Raw genomic sequence first — 17,918 nt, forward strand, 5'->3', positions numbered from 1 at the left:
GAGCCTATAAAAAGTAAAACGTTTGTTCTAAATATAAATATGTTTTTTTACGTATTAAAAGAGAAAAAACCACTGGTTGGTTTATGGCTTGGATCATTCCAAGTTTTGTAGATGAAAGGGGTATGTTATTTGGTTAAGCAACAATTTGATTACAATGATGATGCAATTCAAGTATTGGAAGGCCTGGAAGCCGTCAGAAAAAGGCCTGGTATGTATATTGGCAGTACAGATAGCAAAGGACTTCATCATCTTGTCTATGAGATCGTCGACAATGCTGTTGATGAAGCACTTGCTGGATATGGAAATCACGTCATTGTAAAAATTCATAAAGATAATAGTATAAGTGTCCAGGATAAGGGTCGAGGAATGCCAACCGGAATGCATAAAACAGGAAAGCCTACCCCAGAAGTTATTTTTACAGTATTACATGCTGGTGGAAAATTTGGGCAAGGTGGCTATAAAGTAAGTGGTGGCTTACACGGAGTAGGAGCATCCGTTGTAAACGCTTTGTCGGAATGGTTAAAAGTAACGATAAGACGTAATGGTTTTGTATATGAACAAAGATTTGAAAATGGTGGAATACCAACAACGACTCTAGAGAATATTGGGAAAACGAATCAATCTGGAACAACGATTCATTTTAAACCAGACGCTTCTATTTTTAGTACGACCACATACAATTTTGAAACATTAAGTGAGCGATTACGTGAATCTGCCTTCTTATTAAAAGGATTAAAAATTGAGCTAATTGATGAACGTAATGAGTTTCATGAAGTATTTCATTATGAGAATGGTATCGAGGCGTTTGTCAATTATTTAAATGAAGAAAAGGATGTATTGCATCCTGTTGTTTCTTTTGAAGGTGTCCATAATCGAATCGAAGTAGAATTTTCATTCCAATTTAATGATGGATACTCAGAGAACATTCTATCATTTGTTAATAATGTACGCACAAAAGATGGAGGAACCCATGAAGCAGGTTCAAAGACTGCCTTAACACGAGCTTTTAATGAGTATTCACGAAAAGTGGGGATGTTAAAGGAAAAGGATAAAAATTTGGATGGTTCAGATATTCGAGAAGGTCTAACCGCAATTGTTTCCGTTAGGATTCCAGAAGAGCTACTACAATTTGAAGGTCAAACAAAAGGAAAGCTTGGTACAAGTGAGGCGAGATCTGCGGTAGATTCTATTGTCTCTGAAAACCTTGCATATTTCTTTGAGGAAAATCCTGATACTAGCACATTGCTAGTTAAAAAGTCTATCAAGGCATTTCAAGCTCGTGAAGCAGCTCGAAAAGCAAGAGAAGATGCAAGAAGCGGGAAAAAGAAAAAAAGATCAGAAGCAGTATTAAGTGGAAAATTAACACCTGCACAATCACGTAATCCTGAAAAAAACGAACTATATTTAGTAGAGGGTGACTCTGCTGGGGGTTCTGCGAAACAAGGACGAGATCGACGATTCCAAGCTGTACTGCCACTACGTGGTAAAGTAATAAATACAGAGAAGGCAAAACTTACTGATATTTTTAAAAATGAAGAAATCAATACAATTATTCATGCAGTCGGTGGCGGAGTAGGGGCAGATTTTTCAGTCCCAGATATTAACTATGATAAAGTCATCATTATGACAGATGCTGATACAGATGGAGCCCATATCCAAGTACTATTACTAACGTTCTTTTATCGTTATATGAAACCTCTTATTGAAGCTGGAAAAGTATATATTGCATTACCTCCACTATATAAAGTTAGTAAAGGATCTGGTAAAAAAGAATTACTTGAATATGCTTGGTCAGATGATGAGTTACAAAGTGCTATTGATAAGATTGGAAAAGGCTATATTATCCAAAGGTACAAAGGGTTAGGTGAAATGAATGCAGACCAGCTCTGGGATACGACAATGAATCCAGAAACTAGAACATTGATTCGAGTACGGATTGATGATGCAGCAAGAGCAGAAAGAAGAGTGACAACCTTAATGGGTGATAAGGTTGAACCACGTCGGAAATGGATTGAATCCAATGTTGCATTTGGATTAGAGGAAGATTCAAATATATTGGACAATGAAAATATTTCTAGCATTGATGTTCAGTAAGCCAGAAGGAGAGTTAAAATAGATGATTCAGACAGAGAAATATCGTGATTTGCCTCTTGAGGATGTACTTGGCGATCGTTTTGGGCGATATAGTAAATACATTATTCAAGAACGTGCATTACCTGATGCGAGGGATGGATTAAAACCGGTACAAAGAAGAATATTATATGCGATGCATGTGGAAGGAAATACAGCTGATAAGGGCTTTAGAAAATCCGCAAAAACGGTTGGTAATGTTATTGGTAATTATCACCCCCACGGAGATACTTCTGTCTATGAAGCGATGGTACGTTTGAGCCAGGACTGGAAGGTTCGGAATGTACTTGTAGAGATGCATGGGAACAACGGGAGCATTGATGGCGATCCGCCTGCAGCAATGCGTTATACTGAAGCAAGATTATCGAAACTTGCTTCTGAGCTCTTAAGGGATATTGATAAGCGGACCGTTGATTTTGTCCCTAACTTTGACGATACGAGTCAAGAGCCTGTCGTCTTTCCAGCAATGTATCCGAACCTATTAGTTAATGGTTCCACAGGGATTTCAGCAGGTTATGCTACTGATATTCCACCACACCATTTAGGGGAAGTCATTGATGCGACAATTATGAGAATTGATAAACCGGACACTACTGTTGATGATTTAATGAGAGTAGTAAAAGGTCCCGATTTTCCTACCGGGGGAATTATCCAAGGTCTTGAAGGTATTAAAAAGGCTTATGAGACTGGAAAAGGGAAGATCATTGTCAGAGGAAAAGCTGAGATTGAAGATCTACGTGGTGGAAAACAACAAATCGTCATCACTGAAATTCCATATGAAATTAATAAAGCAAATCTTGTTAAGAAAATGGATGAATTCCGCTTAGACCGAAAACTTGAGGGAATGAGTGAGGTTCGAGATGAAACAGATCGAACAGGCCTAAGAATTGTCATTGAATTAAAGAAAGATGCTGATGCGGCAGGAGTTCTGAATTACCTATACAAAAATAGTGATTTGCAAATAACATATAATTTCAATATGGTTGCGATTTTAAATAAACGACCTACATTGATGAGTCTTCCTAAAATGCTTGATGCATATATTAATCATCAAAAAGAAGTCGTTACGAACCGTTCTACATATGAATTAGAAAAGGCAAAGGAAAGACAGCATGTTGTAGAAGGCTTGATAAAGGCTTTATCGATTTTAGATGAGGTTATTGCTACAATCCGTAGTTCGAAGGATAAAAGGGATGCTAAAAATAACCTAATCAAAGAATTTGCCTTTACTGAACCACAGTCTGAAGCGATCGTATCCTTGCAATTATATCGCTTAACTAATACAGATATCACTGCATTAGAGCAGGAGTTTGCAGAACTTAATCATAAAATTATGGAATTAAATGAAATTTTAAATCATGAAGAAAAGCTCTTCCATGTCATTAAATCCGACCTGAAGCGGGTTAAAAAAACATACGCAGATGAGCGTCGTTCGAAAATCGAAGACGAAATTGAAGAAATTAAAATTAACTTAGAAGTTATGATACCTTCTGAGGACGTAATTGTAACGGTCACTCAGGATGGTTATGTCAAACGGACAAGTTTACGTTCACACGCTGCATCGAATGGGCAAGATTTCGGTATGAAGGATACGGATAGGCTTATAGGTAAATTTGAGATTAATACGACTGATACTTTATTACTTTTCACTAATAAAGGTAATTATTTATATTGTCCAGTGCATGAGCTCCCTGATATACGGTGGAAGGATTTAGGACAACATGTTGCCAATATTATTAGTATTGATCGTGATGAGTTTATTGTGGAAGCAATTCCTGTTAAAGGCTTTGACTCGCCGGAGTTTTTACTGTTTATAACGAAAAATGGGATGGTTAAAAGGACAGAGCTTACTCACTACAAGGCACAACGCTATTCTAAGCCATTAGTTGCAATTAATTTGAAAAAAGACGATGAAGTAATTGATGTTCACCTAACAGATGGTAAAATGAACATTTTTCTAACAACAAATTATGGATATGCATTATGGTTTGATGAGGAAGAAGTAAATATCGTTGGGGCTAGAGCAGCAGGGGTCAAAGGTATTAATCTAAAAGATGGGGATTATGTAATTTCGGGTAATATTTTTGCAGAATCTTTACCTAAGGATATAGGGATTATTACCCAACGTGGTGCGGTTAAAAAGATGAGGCTTACTGAATTTGAAAAAGCGACAAGGGCGAAGCGTGGGGTAGTAATGTTACGAGAGCTCAAAAACAACCCACATCGTATTGTCGGAAGTCATCTTGTTACTGCAATTGATGAAATTTTTATTAAAACACAAAATGGAAAGATTGAAGCGATACCGTCCAACACATTGCGTCCGAATGATCGATACAGTAATGGTTCATTTGTAATTGATTCAAATGACGCAGGAGAAGTCATTGATACATGGATTGTTACAACTGATAAAGAAGAAGAAAATTAATCAAAAAAGCTATTGGTATTTTAATATCAATAGCTTTTTAATAATTATTACCCAAAAACATTTTTAAAAAGATTTTTATTTTAAATAAAGCTACTTTCCTGTACAATAAAAATATACATAAACTTGTGATTTTCTGATAGAAGAGGGTAGGTAAATATGAGAGATGATGATTAAAAAGTACATAAATAAAAAAACGATTCTACTGCTTATTGCACTGATCGTTTTGATTTATCTGATACCACTATCAATACCGCTTATTCTGGCATTCTTAACTGCACTAATGTTAGACCCGATTGTCAATTTTTTGGTAAAAAATTATAAATTCAAACGTATATATTCCGTTACGGTAACATTTTTTGTTTTCTTAATCTTTTTACTATTAATTGGGTATTTAATCGTAACTGTAATCATAAATCAATTGATTATGTTTATCAAGAATATTCCATTCTATGTATCGGGACTGAACACGGAAAAAATTCAAACATTATTAGAGAAATGGGAAAAATATTCTAAGGATTTACCGATTGAAGTCATTGATTCGATTGAAAATACTTTATATTCTCTAAAAGACCTTTTAATTGTATTTGCTAAAAATATTACAGAAGGAACATTTGGGATTGTTTCGAGTATCCCTGAATTTCTTTTAGAGTTAATTGTGTATCTTGTAGCCGCCTTTTTATTTTTAAATGAAGTACCAAAAATCAAATCGAGAATAAAAGAAATGCTGCATGAATCTACAATTGAAAAAGTACAAATTGTAACAACCCAGTTAAAACGGTTGATAATTGGATTTTTAAAAGCTCAAATTGTTTTTAGTGGCCTAACATTCATCTTAACGTTTTTAGGTCTGTATATCCTGGATGTTAAGTATATCCTGGTACTAACCTTATTAGTCGTATTAGTAGATTTATTACCTATACTTGGGGCGGGTTCCTTCCTAGTACCTTGGGCTGTATTTGGTTTTATTAATGATAATCAAACCCTTGGTTTTGGGCTTATAATTCTATTTTTAGTCATTACAATCGTACGAAAAATAGTGGAGCCTAAAATCTATTCAACAAATTTCGGTATTAGTGCATTAGCAGCATTAATCAGCATGTATTTAGGATTTAAAATTATGGGGATTCTTGGGTTATTGTTAGGACCAGCAATTGTCGTATTTTATGATTCCTTAACGAAAGCAGGGTTAATTAATATTAATTTTAAATCGAATAAACTTTAACTTATGTTAATAGAGGCGCATCTTTTCATTATTTAGAAAAGATGCGCCTTTTACATTTACTACATATAATCATTTAACGAATCCATAACATATTGTTTGAAAGCTTCCAGCTCATTTACATTCTGGAAACTTGCTTGTGCGGAATTTTTATTCCCACCGCCTTTTCCATTAAAGCGTGAGAGTTCTTCTTTAAAAAGCTGACCACAATGAATAGACATTGAACCATTATGTGTGAGTAATAATTTGTTTTCTAGTAAAGTAATCAACAAAATAGGGGAGCTAGTTAGCTCAGTTAGATGACTTGATATTCCCTGAAGTTCTTTTAGGGTTTTATCAGGATATTCTTGCTTGATTATTTTCTCCTTATGATTTTTGATGAGCTCGTTGGCGATGAAATGATTGTTTTCGGTTTTTAGTGTATCAATCTGTTTTTGAAGTTGTTTTATTTCATTATCTAGTTTCGTAATCTTATCTAACAGTCCCTCTCGATTTGTACTATAATTTGCAGCAACAGCTGTTAAAACAGTATGTGTTTCTTGATAATCATGAAGGGCACGCCAGCCACATTTAAAATAAACGCGTGTATTTCCTTTGCTTTTTTCAGTTTTTAATAGTTTTAGAATGCCAAGTTCTCCGGTTTTTGACACATGTGTTCCCGCACATGCCGACGTGTCAATGTTTCCGATTTGAACGATTCTTATATCCTCATCTATATCCGGCTGTTTACGGAGAGGGAGGGAGCTTAATTCTTCTTTTGTTACAAAAAAGGTAGTAATATCATGATTTTCATAAATATATTGATTCACTTGTTGCTCAATCTGAAGTAGTTGAGATTCAGTAAGCTCAGGAATACTTAAATCAATCGAAACAATTTCCTTACCTAAATGGAAACTGGAGGTATGTGCATCAAATAAATCAATACAAACTGCAGAAAGGATGTGTTGACCAGTATGCTGTTGCATATGATCCAATCTCCGATTCCAATCTAATTGACATTGAACTTCGTTTGAAAGTGGGGGATGGGGAAGTTTATGATAGACCTCACCATTTTCACTATATACATCAATTACCTCAATATCATTAATATACCCTGTATCGGCAGGTTGACCGCCGCCTTCAGGATAGAAGGCAGTTTCCTCGAGGGTAACAATAAACTCCTGATCTTTTTGAAATATATCTTTAACCTTTGTAGCCCATGATGATAAATATGGGGAGGAGTAATAAAGTTTCACAGCCAATATAATCTTCCTTTCAAAATGATCTATGTAATAGTTTAAAGATAATAGAAGAGTGAAAATTTATCAACTTACTATTGTATTAAAAACGCTAGTAGGTTTTTATTTTATATAATTAAAATCTGTTTATCAATAAAAATAATATAAATATTGATAAAGTTTTATTGCAAAACGATAAATTATGTGTTAAATTTCAGAATGACAATAAATAAGTGAGATGCTTTTTGTTGAACGAAGCGAAGGGAATGGATAAACATGAGATCACTAAAACAGCTTGTTCATTTTGGGTGGGTGCAGACATTATCATGTTTGTTTCCTGTCGTAATTTTTGCCTCTTTGGCTATTACTAAAATTCTGCCACTTCCTTACCTATCTCGATATGACTGGTTGCTCATCATCTGCCTTCTGATGCAGTGGTGGATGGTGTATTCTAGGCTTGAAACACTCGATGAACTAAAGGTAATCACAGTGTTTCACCTTATTGGACTTGCGCTTGAAGTTTTTAAAACACATATGGGATCATGGTCTTATCCAGAGGAAGGATATTTCAAAATATTTGGAGTGCCTTTGTATAGTGGATTCATGTACGCAAGTGTAGCTAGCTATCTTTGCCAGGCATGGAGGAGGATGAAGGTTGAACTAGTTAAGTGGCCTTCGTATTACCTGGTTGTCCCACTTGCAGCTGCAATTTATTTTAATTTTTTTACCCACCATTATTTGATTGACATGCGTTGGTGGTTATCTGGTATCGTTATGATTGTCTTTTGGAAGTCATGGGTCACATACGAGGTGAATGGAACTGGTTATCGTATGCCACTTGCATTTTCTTTTGTACTTATTGGCTTTTTTATCTGGATAGCTGAAAATATTGCAACGTTTTTTGGCGCTTGGGAATATCCAAACCAAAATGATGCATGGAGTCTCGTTCATTTAGGAAAGGTGAGTTCATGGCTATTATTAGTGATAGTTAGCTTTTTGATTGTAGCCACATTAAAACAGGTAAAAGGGGATTATTCCACAAAGATGAGAATGGAAGAGAACAACAACATACCCGGAGGTGGAAAATGTCTATGAAAATACCTTTTTTCAATAACAAACATTCGGAAGAATCTTTGTATTATCCGGAAGATAATACACCGAATCATATAGCAATAATTATGGATGGAAATGGACGCTGGGCAGGGAAGCGAGGCATGGTAAGAGCTGCTGGCCATAAAGAAGGAGTATCTACAGTCGTAAAGATTGTCAATGCAGCAGTCAAATGTAAGGTGAAGGTTCTGACACTTTATACGTTTTCCAAGGAAAACTGGAAACGACCAAAGACTGAAATAGACTTTATATTGAGACTTCCCAAAGAGTTTCTACAAATTTATCTACCAGAACTTATATCTAATAATGTACGAATTGAGGTAATCGGTGATATGGAGAACCTTCCAACCTATACACGTGAAGCCGTACAGTATGCAATAGATCGTACAGTGGATAATGATGGTCTTCAGATGAATATTGCACTTAACTATGGAAGCAGACACGAGATTTTACATGCAATGAAAGAGATGATAACGGATATAAACAATGCAAAATTATCACTGGATGAACTGGACGAACGGCAGTTTTCAGGATACCTGTATACAGCTGGTATGAAAGACCCTGACCTTCTAATTCGTACGGGAGGGGAAAAACGCTTGAGCAATTTCCTGCTTTGGCAGCTTGCCTACACAGAATTCTGGTTTACAGATGTGTTGTGGCCGGATTTCACAGAGAAGGAATTTCTGCTAGCAGTGGAAGAATATCGGAAACGAAAAAGAAGGTTTGGCGGAATATAAGTAGTGAACATCTGTAATTTGCAGATGCTATCCGTTAAGATTTGAAAAAATCTTTGGTTCATCATAAAAATATTATGTAAACTAATTTAATAATGATAAGAGGGGGGATTCTTACTTATTTTCTTTTCTATTTTCAAGCACATAGTTCATTCCAATTTCAATTAGCGTATTTGTTTGGGTTTTTAACTTTTTTGCACGATCTTTTAGTTGATTATATTGAACTTCACTAAAAGTTGTACCTAGTTGTTTTCGATCTAAAGGTTTTGCAGGCGGTATTAAATCTTTTTGTTTTTTATATGTAATTAAGACATAGTCAATTCCTTCTTCAATTAAGGAGTTATAAGGCTTATCCAATTTTTCAGCAAGAAGCTTAATGTTCTGTAATAGGCTTTGACTAATAGTCGTGTTTTTAGTTACACGGTCAGGATTATAGGTTCTAATTTTGCTTTCGTAAGGCAAGATCATTAACTCCTTATATGAGAAATTACTGTATTTTTGATAAAAGTATATCACAACAGCCGAAAATTAGGCATGTTGATTTATTGTTATTTTTTTATATTTAATTAACTAGCTTCCGAGAATATATATTATGTAAACTTGTAAAAGTGTAATAATACCAATAACCCGAAGTACTTAGTTCAGATATGATTCATTATCGGGACCTCTTCGCATCACCTACTCCATGACTACTGTTACGGTGAAGTTAATCCTATGAAATGAAAATGTGTCATTTATTGTTCAAGAACTTAAAAACAATGACTCGAACCCATAATAGATATATTATAACATTAATAGAACCCACCACGCCTCTTAACAAAGCGGACCAAGGTGGGTCATTTTATTTTAAGGAGAAGTGAACTAAAATATGTTCGCTTCTTTTTTATTTAGTGATTGAATACTAAATCCTTTATTTCCATCCTAACTTGAATGCTCTATAAAGAATTTTTCTTTATCAAATTTAACTCTCGATATGTTCCAATAGCTCTCTAACAAAATTAATGACCAATGACCTTAGAAAAGAAAATTAATTTCGTCTGAGAGCGAATCTCAGACACCAGAAAAAATAGAAAAGTTTTAAGTAAATTATTATATCGAACAAATAATTTATGATAATATATAAGTAAAGATAAGTAAGAGTTATCTTTACTATACATAATAAAATTATTGACAACTTGAAATTAGGAGACTAAAAAATGAATGATTTAACCATTTTGAATCACATGACAAGTGAACAATATTTAATGCAATTGCAAAAACAATTAGAACACCGACACTTGCTTGATGAAAATAGAAACCTCTCCCTATCGGATAGTTCTGAGCAAGAATTTTTGGAGTTATTCTTTTTTGAAAAAATTTTTACTCAAGATAAGCAACTTTCTCCCCATACAATTAAAGCATACCGTTCGGATGCTAAAACGCTGCTTATCTATTTAATGGATCATTCGCTATCTTTTCGGGACATCGGTTTTCCGGAAGTAAAAGCATACAATAAGTATATAAAAGAAAAATATGCAGCTAAATCTGCGATAAGAAAATTAGAGTTTTTTCGAAGATTATTAGATTTTGGGTATGAAACACAATTCTATAAAGCTCATCTTTCTACCTGGATCTCAAAACCTACGTCTAAAAAAGGACATCATATTATAGAAGAAACTAGTTCAGAGGATGCACAAACTCGCGTTCAAGTTCGAGAATTGAATCAAAAAGATGCGGAATATTTGATTTCCTTCTTTCCTAAAATTGTGAAGGCAAACAGAAATCGTGAACAGTTAGAAAAACGTAATCTATTGATAGCCTACCTTCTCTATACGACAGGTCTGCGTGCTAGTGAGCTATTAAGTTTGAATTGGGGAAGTTTTCGTTATAATCGCCAAGGTCATTTATATGCGGATGTGATTGGTAAAGGGAAAAAACCAAGAACCATTCCTATCAAAGATGAGACGACAGAGGTATTATTCAATTATCGAAGGAGCCTAGGAGAGTCGATTGACATAGACCCAGAGGACATTAGTCCACTTTTTTTCGCTCTATACAATAAAAAGGAACCGTGTGAACATAAAAAGCGGTTAACCTATCCGGCTCTTTATAAAATTGTGAAGGAAGCCGTTCATTTGGCAGGGAAAAATTCGAATGTCTCACCGCACTGGTTCCGTCACACATTTGTAACCATGTTACTCGAAAATGATGTTCCACTTGCGGTAGTGAAAGATTGGGCCGGTCATTCAGATATCTCAACCACTAATATCTACTTGGAACGTGTAAATCAAGATAATACACATGTTCATTTACATAATGTGAATATGTTTAGATGAACTTAACGATGCTATCTCTTTTAGAAATACCAATAGGTAACGACGTAATTGGCTTTTAAGGATCAATCAAGATAAATAAAGCCTAGTTCTTCCGTATTTTCAGCGAAGAATTAGGCTTTTTAACTTCAACATACATTCATTAATCAAATTTTACCTGTAGATTCATTCAATGATAATTACTTCTCCATCCCTCAACGCTTTAAATAGAGTTTTATTCTCAATCATATATTCTATCGCTCTATTCATAATGATAGATTCTCGGTGGTCTGATTTATAATGTGGGACAATTACATAATTCAATATACGTAAACCTTCCCAAATTGTTTGATGCTCTTCCCCATACGGCTTCTGCTCAGGTTCATCTGCTAAATGAATGCCTTTTAACGTTGGACCAAGGATACAGCAGCCCGCACTATATCCTCCATACAGAATGTCTCTTTTTTCGCTATAATATTTTTTAATAATTTCATCAAAACCACTTAGCCTCATAGCTTGTGCCAGAACAAAAGTATTTCCACCTCTTACCCAAATTACATCGTATTGATCAAGCTTTTCTTTCAATTCTTCGTGGTTACTAAAGTACTTTTTCAAATCCAATATATCCACTGTGAAACCTATTCTTTGAAGATCTGATATGTCCGCTGCATCACTCATATTTTTTCTTTCTAAATCAGTCGCAAAATCCAATGCATTATTGATATACGCTACTTTTTTATTGCTTTTTTTAGTTAACTCTATTAGTATCTGCTCTTCATTCCCAATTTATAAGATGAAAGATAAAATTTCATAATATCCTCCAGTTTACTAGTAAATAATTTTAAAATTATTTAGTATGCTTCTTTGCGATTGCTTTCGCATCTTTCATGAATTTGTTCTTCGACTTTGAATGGTTCTCTGTTTTCATTTCATTAATAAAGTCCTTTGCGTTACCTCCAATAATTTTCTTAGCACCTAGTTTCATATATCCACCACCATATAAAGGTTATTTATACATTTATATCCCCTTACATGACAATTTATTCTGGAAATCTATTATTCCTCTATCGTAAAATATGTAGGTACTAGAAACTTCATTAAATGAAGTCCATTTTCTTCCTTTCCAGTTGTTTGGAAGTATCTATTCTGATAGTATTTTACCTTATCCTCAACAGACCAAAGGAAAATATATCGGCATGTGAATATCGGTGTAATTTCAAGTACTTTACCTATGATGAACTGTAGCAAATATGTCCCAATTCCTATCTGTTTTAAGTCTGTCCTAACTCCTAGAAACTTTACTTCAATAGCCGGGATGAATAAATCATCTTGTAACCCTATTTCTCTAGCTTCTTCCATAGGTATTTCAAGGTGTGAACAATTAGCAGTAAAAAAAGCAATTACTTCTCCCTCATACATCAATGTTGTAGTAGATGAAATCCCTAAATTATGATCAAATAAAGCATTATTTGGTTGTTTTAAGTAACCATCTATCCAGTTATCACCACAAGAAAACCCTTGAACTAACTGGTAGGTTTGGTCCAAGGGTAAAAATTCTATATTATCGAAATTCATTATGGTCTTACTCCTCAGAATATTCTATGAGTTGTTTTATTGTTATTAACATTTGCTGATATACGGATACAAGAGTTTAAAAACGCTCTATAATCTGGATTGATATTGGCAATCTTCTCCGATTTCAACTCATGTAATATCTTTTGATTATCTACTTTATCCAACTTTAACGCTGTTCTTTTTGCAAAAGTTACCATCACAATCCCTCCTATAAATAATTATCTATTATAATAGTTTGATAGTCAAATAGAAAAAGTATAAGAAGTAGAATTGTTAGAATTAAGACCTCTATTAATGACTCTATTTTTTTGAATGGATATATTCCTTTTCAACAAGAAGTTTTAAGTTAGATATCATGTTGTTCACTGCACTAAACAGAGCTTTTACAGAGGAATTCATAATATCAGTGTCAATTCCACAGCCCCAATATACAGTACCATTTTGCCCAGTAATTCCTACATACGATATAGCATTTGAACGTGAACCTATTTCCAGTGCATGTTGCTTATAGACTAAATCTGTATAGTTAATATCCAGTTGTGCTTGAATAGCGTTGCTGATCGCATCTAGTCTTCCGTTTCCTACACCAGAAATTTCATGTTCTTCATTATTTATCCGTATTGATACAATAGTTTCGTATTGACTATTATGAGTGGATTTGTAACGGATAAATTTGACCGGAGTGCTAATGTTAACATATTCATTGATGAAAATGTCATAGATTTCATTTGGCATAAGTTCCTTTTGTTGATGATCTGAAACATTTTTCACGCTATATCCAAAGCTCTCACGCATTTCAGTAGGTAAATCTATTCCATACTTTTGCTGAAGGATATAACCAATTCCTCCCTTGCCAGATTGGCTATTTATTCGGATAATATCTCCTTCATATGTTCTTCCAATATCCATCGGATCAATTAATAGATAAGGAACATTCCAATATTGACGTTCTTCTTCCTCTCTCCATTTCATACCTTTGGCAATGGCATCTTGATGTGAGCCCGAAAATGCTGTGAAAACAAGTTCACCACCGTACGGTTGTCTTTCGTGGACATTCATTTTTGTTAATTTTTCATATTTGGATATAATGGTAGGGAGATCTTCAAAGTTCAATTTTGGATCTACCCCGTGTGAAAACATATTTAATGCAAGCGTTACGATGTCCACGTTCCCAGTTCTTTCTCCATTTCCAAACAATGTACCTTCAACTCTTTTCGCACCTGCAAGCATTCCTAGCTCAGCATCTGCTACCCCCGTTCCTCTGTCATTGTGTGGATGAAGGGAAAGTATGACATTATCTCGATAATTGAGATTGTCACTCATATACTCTATTTGACTTGCATAAACGTGAGGCATGGACATTGAAACCGTAGCTGGTAGATTGATAATGACCTTTTTATCTGCTGTCGGCTCCCAAATATCAAGTACACTGTTGCAAATATCAAGTGCAAACTCCACTTCTGTACCTGTGAAGCTTTCTGGCGAGTATTGAAATTGGAAATTCCCTTCGGTTTCATTAGCATATTTCTTAAGCATTTTTGCACCAGTTACTGCAATATCTATAATTTCTTCTTTAGATTTTCTAAATACTTGCTCTCGCTGTGCCACAGATGTGGAATTATACAAATGTACTACTGCTTTATTCGCTCCCTGTAGCGCTTCAAATGTCTTTTTGATAATATGTTCTCTCGACTGTGTTAAAACCTGTATTGTCACATCATCTGGAATTAAATTTTCTTCAATTAATATTCGTAAAAAGGCGTATTCTGTTTCTGATGCAGCAGGAAATCCTACCTCTATTTCCTTAAAACCCACCTGCAAAAGCAATTGAAAATATTCTACCTTTTCCTCCAAATTCATAGGTACGACTAAAGCCTGATTTCCATCTCGAAGATCCACACTACACCATGTGGGTGCTTCGGCAATATACTCCTTTTCAGTCCATTTCATGCTTTTCATTGGGGGCATAAAGTAACCTCTAGAATACTTTTCAATGTTTTTCATTCTGACTCCCACCTTTTCATTTACTCTGATAAATTTATTAAAAAATAAAATAGCCCCGTCTCTAAAAATATATAGAGACGAGGCATTGCTCGCGGTACCACTCTAATTGATTAATTTTTAAATCAAATTAATCCACTCACGTTCGGTGGCCAACACCACCTATCTTTATAACGGTAGAATACCGACATCCCCTACTGACTATGTTCAGGGAGTAGCTCATGGATGAGTTCGAAGGCTATAACTACCGATTCTCACCAACCATCGGCTCTCTGACAAGTTTATCAATCCTTTTACTATTTCCAATCTTTGCTTAATTTGATTTAATTACATACGATAATATCTCGATGAACTCGAGTTGTCAATCATAAATTAACCGAAAATAATGATTAATTCGAATTCAGATCTAGTAATCGTGGGATAATCAAACTGTTACAATGTCCTGTTTTTCTCTTTTTTGTACCAGGCATTAAGCATTTCTTTTTCTTTTTCACGCGATATCCCGGTTTTTTGTTCTGATTTTTGTCTCGTTTTCTCCCATTGATACACATCATAAATTGAATTTTCAAGGGGGATGAAGGAAAGCCCGGCATCTAAGGCTTTTTTTATACTAACTGAGCCTGACCCTTTCCACGGTTCAGTTTCTCCTTCTAATGGAAAATGCTCAGGGATCCAAAACGGCATTTCCGTCCAAGGCTGTATTTGATGTTCCAATGCAAATTGTTCATCTATCCAGACAAATTCGGTATCACTATGTGTAACAGCTTTACATGTGTTTAATAACTCTTCCATCGTCAATTCATAATTCGGGCCAGTAACATTGAACGTTCCAGTACTTCTTTTTTCAGCCATATCGTATCCCCATTTTGCTAAATCTCTTACATCAATCAGTTGAATTGGGCGGTTAGGACGTCCAGGCACCATTGTGTTTCCACCTTCCGCAACACGTTGAACCCAATAAGAAAGCCGATCCGTATAGTCGAAGTGTCCTATGAGTAGACCTGCCCTGATATTCAATACTCGTCCTGGCCAATATTTCTCTGCTTCTGCTTCACATAGTGATTTCAAAGCGCCATAATGCTCATAAGGAGAAATTCTCCCTTCCTCAACAGCTTTCAGTTGGTCCTCCGACGGCTCGACCTGTAAATGATAGTCTTCGGAAATATCTAGTGGAATCCAATCTTTATAAACAGAGATACTTGAAATATATGTATAATGTTCGATACGATCTCCTAGCAATGTAGCAATCTTATTAATTTGGTGTGGAGCGAAACCGCATGTGTCTATGACGACATCCCAATTTCGGTTTTCTAGTTGCGATACATCCCCGTTCCTATCCCCGACGAGTTGTTCCACTTCGGAAAATAACTCTTTATTGTTCCCGCGGTTGAATATCGTAATTTCATGGCCTCTTTTCAAACCCTCTTCCACCATTGCTCTTCCTAAAAAACGAGTGCCTCCGAGTAAAAGAACTTTCATACATTTCCTCCATTCATTTAAATTGCATGTACAAATATATTCGATAAAACCAAGAATTATCCATCTTATAAAGTTATTTTTAATTTTAAGCATTCGTGACAATTACCCATTTTACTAGTAGTATGGGGCAATTTGAAACTAGGTGAGTATAATGTAGTGAATTTACACTATTAAGAAAGGAGGTAAGAACATGGAGGTTAATGTAAATAACGTAAATGCGGCATCAGTATGGGGTGCTAATGTACCACCACAACCAACTTATCATGCCCCTGCATATGAATATGCAGTTCCTAGTTATGGATATGCTTGTCCAGAACCTTGTAACGATTCTTTTGTATTAATAGTTGTTTTGTTTATCCTATTAATCATTGTTGGTGCATGCTACTTTCCGAAATGTTAGTAAATAGGAGCAATGCATGAATTGACATTGCTCCATTCCACTTTTGGCCAAAGTAGTTCAAATCCACATTTAATAAGGTACAGGGTAAGCGTCTACAAGGCAATTTACCTGTAATTTTTCGCTATTTCTGCAAATGGTTAAAGTAATCATCCGATTGACCACCTTTTTATTCAATGTTTTTTCAAAGGAATCATAGCCGACAATTTCTTCTCCATCAATTTCCAAAATAATATCTTCAGATATAATTCCCGCAGTTGCAGCTGATGAGTCTTCTTTTACCTGTAAAACTCTTGTACCTAATTCCCCTTCATTTGTTGAATGTGTAATGCCAATCCATGTTTTCCACAACTTCATACGAATATCTGTACCAGTTTCATAGACACTTTTCAGATTCTCTAAAAATTGTCCTGTACCAAACAGCATATTTTCCTTTGTAGCTTGATTCATATCACTAATAAATGAAGATTGATATTCAATACTCACCCGAATACCATTATCTACTTTTTCTAATGTCGTAATGGTCGTAAAATCTCCATCAAGGCTTTGAAGTACAAAGCGTTTCATTATATCAATTTCTATAAATACACCTTCAGTTGTTGCCCCCCACCCATGATTCATATAACCTCTTCCACCTACGCGAAAATCAATCTCAGTTTCTTTTGTATACCAACGATTTAAATGCTCAGGCTTAGTGAGTGCATCCCATACATGCTCTATAGGTGCATTAACAACTGTTTCTCTTTTTACGGAATCCTTAATCTTGTTCATCTCGAAACTCTCCTTTTTCTACATAATTTATTAGACTTACGAGCTGATCATCAAGTAGTTCTCCTATGTAATGAAGCATATCCTGGTAGGCTGTTTGGAGGGAATTATGATTTAAAGAATAAATACGATATTTCCCACTTAAACTCTCTGAAATAATTCCTTCCTCCAAAAGAATAGTCAGATGCTTCTTAATTGCTGGTTGAGAGATATTAAATACCTCGACTATCTCCTTTTGAGTTTTATTTTCTTGTTTAAGCATGCTTAAAATGCGCCGCCGCGTTGGATCGCCTAATGCTCGATAAATATCTGGCATTATCATTCCCCCACATCTTCATATAACCAATTGGTTATATATAATATTTACATAAGTAATAAACTACGTCAAGACTTTTCAGAAAAATTCAAATCTAATATAGGTTCCTTTTATGAAGAAATTCGAAAGTATTGATAAACTTTTTCCTGGATTATGTGGGTGACTGAAATCTGTGAATAATGTTCTACCATTTGATTCATTGCATACACATGAAATTAGAGAACAACCTTATATTTTCTACAAAATAATTTAAAAA

The 17,918-nt window shown here is 35.0% G+C and carries 17 protein-coding genes and 1 other annotated feature; of the genes, 7 read left to right on the forward strand and 10 right to left on the reverse strand.

Translation table 11 applies throughout. The features are described from left to right. Nucleotides 1-129: 129 nt before the first annotated feature. The 3 genes from parE (at nucleotide 130) to ytvI (ending at nucleotide 5,777) form a co-directional block, all read left to right on the forward strand. Nucleotides 130-2,094, forward strand: coding sequence for a DNA topoisomerase IV subunit B (gene parE / locus MJG50_RS10020; protein WP_240255349.1), 1,965 nt, complete (start codon nucleotides 130-132; stop codon nucleotides 2,092-2,094). A 22-nt stretch (nucleotides 2,095-2,116) separates the two neighbouring features. Beyond that, complete coding sequence (parC, locus tag MJG50_RS10025) at nucleotides 2,117-4,555, forward strand: DNA topoisomerase IV subunit A (RefSeq protein ID WP_240255350.1); 2,439 nt, start codon at nucleotides 2,117-2,119, stop codon at nucleotides 4,553-4,555. A gap of 166 nt (nucleotides 4,556-4,721) precedes the next feature. Then, nucleotides 4,722-5,777 (forward strand): sporulation integral membrane protein YtvI, encoded by a 1,056-nt coding sequence (ytvI, locus tag MJG50_RS10030; protein WP_240255351.1) that lies wholly within the window; start codon nucleotides 4,722-4,724, stop codon nucleotides 5,775-5,777. A gap of 59 nt (nucleotides 5,778-5,836) precedes the next feature. On the opposite strand, the gene MJG50_RS10035 is transcribed toward ytvI, so the two are convergent. Then, nucleotides 5,837-7,009: an alanyl-tRNA editing protein gene (locus MJG50_RS10035; protein WP_240255454.1), complete on the reverse strand. Its 1,173-nt coding sequence runs from the start codon at nucleotides 7,007-7,009 to the stop codon at nucleotides 5,837-5,839. A 258-nt stretch (nucleotides 7,010-7,267) separates the two neighbouring features. Between MJG50_RS10035 and MJG50_RS10040 the strand changes: the two genes are divergently transcribed. Then, nucleotides 7,268-8,086, forward strand: coding sequence for a DUF817 domain-containing protein (locus tag MJG50_RS10040; protein WP_240255352.1), 819 nt, complete (start codon nucleotides 7,268-7,270; stop codon nucleotides 8,084-8,086). Further along, nucleotides 8,077-8,838 (forward strand): undecaprenyl pyrophosphate synthase, encoded by a 762-nt coding sequence (gene uppS / locus MJG50_RS10045; RefSeq protein ID WP_240255354.1) that lies wholly within the window; start codon nucleotides 8,077-8,079, stop codon nucleotides 8,836-8,838. Before MJG50_RS10040 ends, uppS begins: the two co-directional genes overlap by 10 nt. Before the next feature lie 111 nt (nucleotides 8,839-8,949). On the opposite strand, the gene MJG50_RS10050 is transcribed toward uppS, so the two are convergent. After that, complete coding sequence (locus MJG50_RS10050) at nucleotides 8,950-9,297, reverse strand: hypothetical protein (protein ID WP_240255356.1); 348 nt, start codon at nucleotides 9,295-9,297, stop codon at nucleotides 8,950-8,952. A 734-nt stretch (nucleotides 9,298-10,031) separates the two neighbouring features. On the opposite strand from MJG50_RS10050, the gene MJG50_RS10055 reads away from it, so the two are divergent. After that, a complete protein-coding gene (locus tag MJG50_RS10055; protein WP_240255358.1) occupies nucleotides 10,032-11,150 on the forward strand; it encodes a tyrosine-type recombinase/integrase in 1,119 nt (372 codons plus the stop codon). A 162-nt stretch (nucleotides 11,151-11,312) separates the two neighbouring features. On the opposite strand, the gene MJG50_RS10060 is transcribed toward MJG50_RS10055, so the two are convergent. From MJG50_RS10060 to MJG50_RS10085, 6 genes are all read right to left on the reverse strand, one after another. Beyond that, nucleotides 11,313-11,837 (reverse strand): Type 1 glutamine amidotransferase-like domain-containing protein, encoded by a 525-nt coding sequence (locus tag MJG50_RS10060; protein ID WP_240255360.1) that lies wholly within the window; start codon nucleotides 11,835-11,837, stop codon nucleotides 11,313-11,315. A 136-nt stretch (nucleotides 11,838-11,973) separates the two neighbouring features. Then, nucleotides 11,974-12,111 carry a hypothetical protein gene (locus tag MJG50_RS10065; RefSeq protein WP_240255362.1) on the reverse strand — a complete coding sequence of 46 codons (138 nt, stop codon included), beginning with the start codon at nucleotides 12,109-12,111 and terminating at the stop codon, nucleotides 11,974-11,976. A 71-nt stretch (nucleotides 12,112-12,182) separates the two neighbouring features. Next, complete coding sequence (locus MJG50_RS10070; protein ID WP_240255364.1) at nucleotides 12,183-12,701, reverse strand: hypothetical protein; 519 nt, start codon at nucleotides 12,699-12,701, stop codon at nucleotides 12,183-12,185. Between the two features lie 14 nt (nucleotides 12,702-12,715). Beyond that, nucleotides 12,716-12,898 (reverse strand): hypothetical protein, encoded by a 183-nt coding sequence (locus tag MJG50_RS10075; protein ID WP_240255366.1) that lies wholly within the window; start codon nucleotides 12,896-12,898, stop codon nucleotides 12,716-12,718. Between the two features lie 103 nt (nucleotides 12,899-13,001). Continuing rightward, entirely contained in the window at nucleotides 13,002-14,705 is a 1,704-nt protein-coding gene (locus MJG50_RS10080) for a 2-isopropylmalate synthase (protein ID WP_240255368.1), read from the reverse strand. 70 nt (nucleotides 14,706-14,775) lie between these two features. Further along, nucleotides 14,776-15,021 (reverse strand) — a binding site (T-box leader). A gap of 113 nt (nucleotides 15,022-15,134) precedes the next feature. Next, on the reverse strand, nucleotides 15,135-16,181 hold the full coding sequence (locus MJG50_RS10085; RefSeq protein ID WP_240255370.1) for an NAD-dependent epimerase/dehydratase family protein: 1,047 nt from the start codon (nucleotides 16,179-16,181) through the stop codon (nucleotides 15,135-15,137). 190 nt (nucleotides 16,182-16,371) lie between these two features. On the opposite strand from MJG50_RS10085, the gene MJG50_RS22140 reads away from it, so the two are divergent. Continuing rightward, a complete protein-coding gene (locus MJG50_RS22140) occupies nucleotides 16,372-16,581 on the forward strand; it encodes a YjcZ family sporulation protein (protein ID WP_275695568.1) in 210 nt (69 codons plus the stop codon). Nucleotides 16,582-16,650: 69 nt separating this feature from the next. Here MJG50_RS22140 and MJG50_RS10095 read toward each other — a convergent pair whose 3' ends face one another. Beyond that, nucleotides 16,651-17,349, reverse strand: coding sequence for an SRPBCC domain-containing protein (locus MJG50_RS10095; RefSeq protein WP_240255372.1), 699 nt, complete (start codon nucleotides 17,347-17,349; stop codon nucleotides 16,651-16,653). Beyond that, nucleotides 17,336-17,662, reverse strand: coding sequence for an ArsR/SmtB family transcription factor (locus MJG50_RS10100; protein WP_240255374.1), 327 nt, complete (start codon nucleotides 17,660-17,662; stop codon nucleotides 17,336-17,338). Before MJG50_RS10100 ends, MJG50_RS10095 begins: the two co-directional genes overlap by 14 nt. Between the last annotated feature and the right edge of the window lie 256 nt (nucleotides 17,663-17,918).

This window comes from Fredinandcohnia quinoae (genome assembly GCF_022427965.1).
Lineage (GTDB): Bacteria > Bacillota > Bacilli > Bacillales > Bacillaceae_L > Ferdinandcohnia > Ferdinandcohnia quinoae.

Excerpts from the sequence above, each read along its gene's own strand:
- parC (WP_240255350.1), top strand. The coding sequence starts at position 2,117 with ATGATTCAGACAGAGAAATATCGTGATTTGCCTCTTGAGGATGTACTT.
- ytvI (WP_240255351.1), top strand. The coding sequence starts at position 4,722 with ATGATTAAAAAGTACATAAATAAAAAAACGATTCTACTGCTTATTGCA.
- MJG50_RS10040 (WP_240255352.1), top strand. The coding sequence starts at position 7,268 with ATGAGATCACTAAAACAGCTTGTTCATTTTGGGTGGGTGCAGACATTA.
- uppS (WP_240255354.1), top strand. The coding sequence starts at position 8,077 with ATGTCTATGAAAATACCTTTTTTCAATAACAAACATTCGGAAGAATCT.
- MJG50_RS10055 (WP_240255358.1), top strand. The coding sequence starts at position 10,032 with ATGAATGATTTAACCATTTTGAATCACATGACAAGTGAACAATATTTA.
- MJG50_RS10065 (WP_240255362.1), bottom strand. The coding sequence starts at position 12,111 with ATGAAACTAGGTGCTAAGAAAATTATTGGAGGTAACGCAAAGGACTTT.
- MJG50_RS10070 (WP_240255364.1), bottom strand. The coding sequence starts at position 12,701 with ATGAATTTCGATAATATAGAATTTTTACCCTTGGACCAAACCTACCAG.
- MJG50_RS10075 (WP_240255366.1), bottom strand. The coding sequence starts at position 12,898 with ATGGTAACTTTTGCAAAAAGAACAGCGTTAAAGTTGGATAAAGTAGAT.
- MJG50_RS10080 (WP_240255368.1), bottom strand. The coding sequence starts at position 14,705 with ATGAAAAACATTGAAAAGTATTCTAGAGGTTACTTTATGCCCCCAATG.
- MJG50_RS10085 (WP_240255370.1), bottom strand. The coding sequence starts at position 16,181 with ATGAAAGTTCTTTTACTCGGAGGCACTCGTTTTTTAGGAAGAGCAATG.
- MJG50_RS22140 (WP_275695568.1), top strand. The coding sequence starts at position 16,372 with ATGGAGGTTAATGTAAATAACGTAAATGCGGCATCAGTATGGGGTGCT.
- MJG50_RS10095 (WP_240255372.1), bottom strand. The coding sequence starts at position 17,349 with ATGAACAAGATTAAGGATTCCGTAAAAAGAGAAACAGTTGTTAATGCA.
- MJG50_RS10100 (WP_240255374.1), bottom strand. The coding sequence starts at position 17,662 with ATGCCAGATATTTATCGAGCATTAGGCGATCCAACGCGGCGGCGCATT.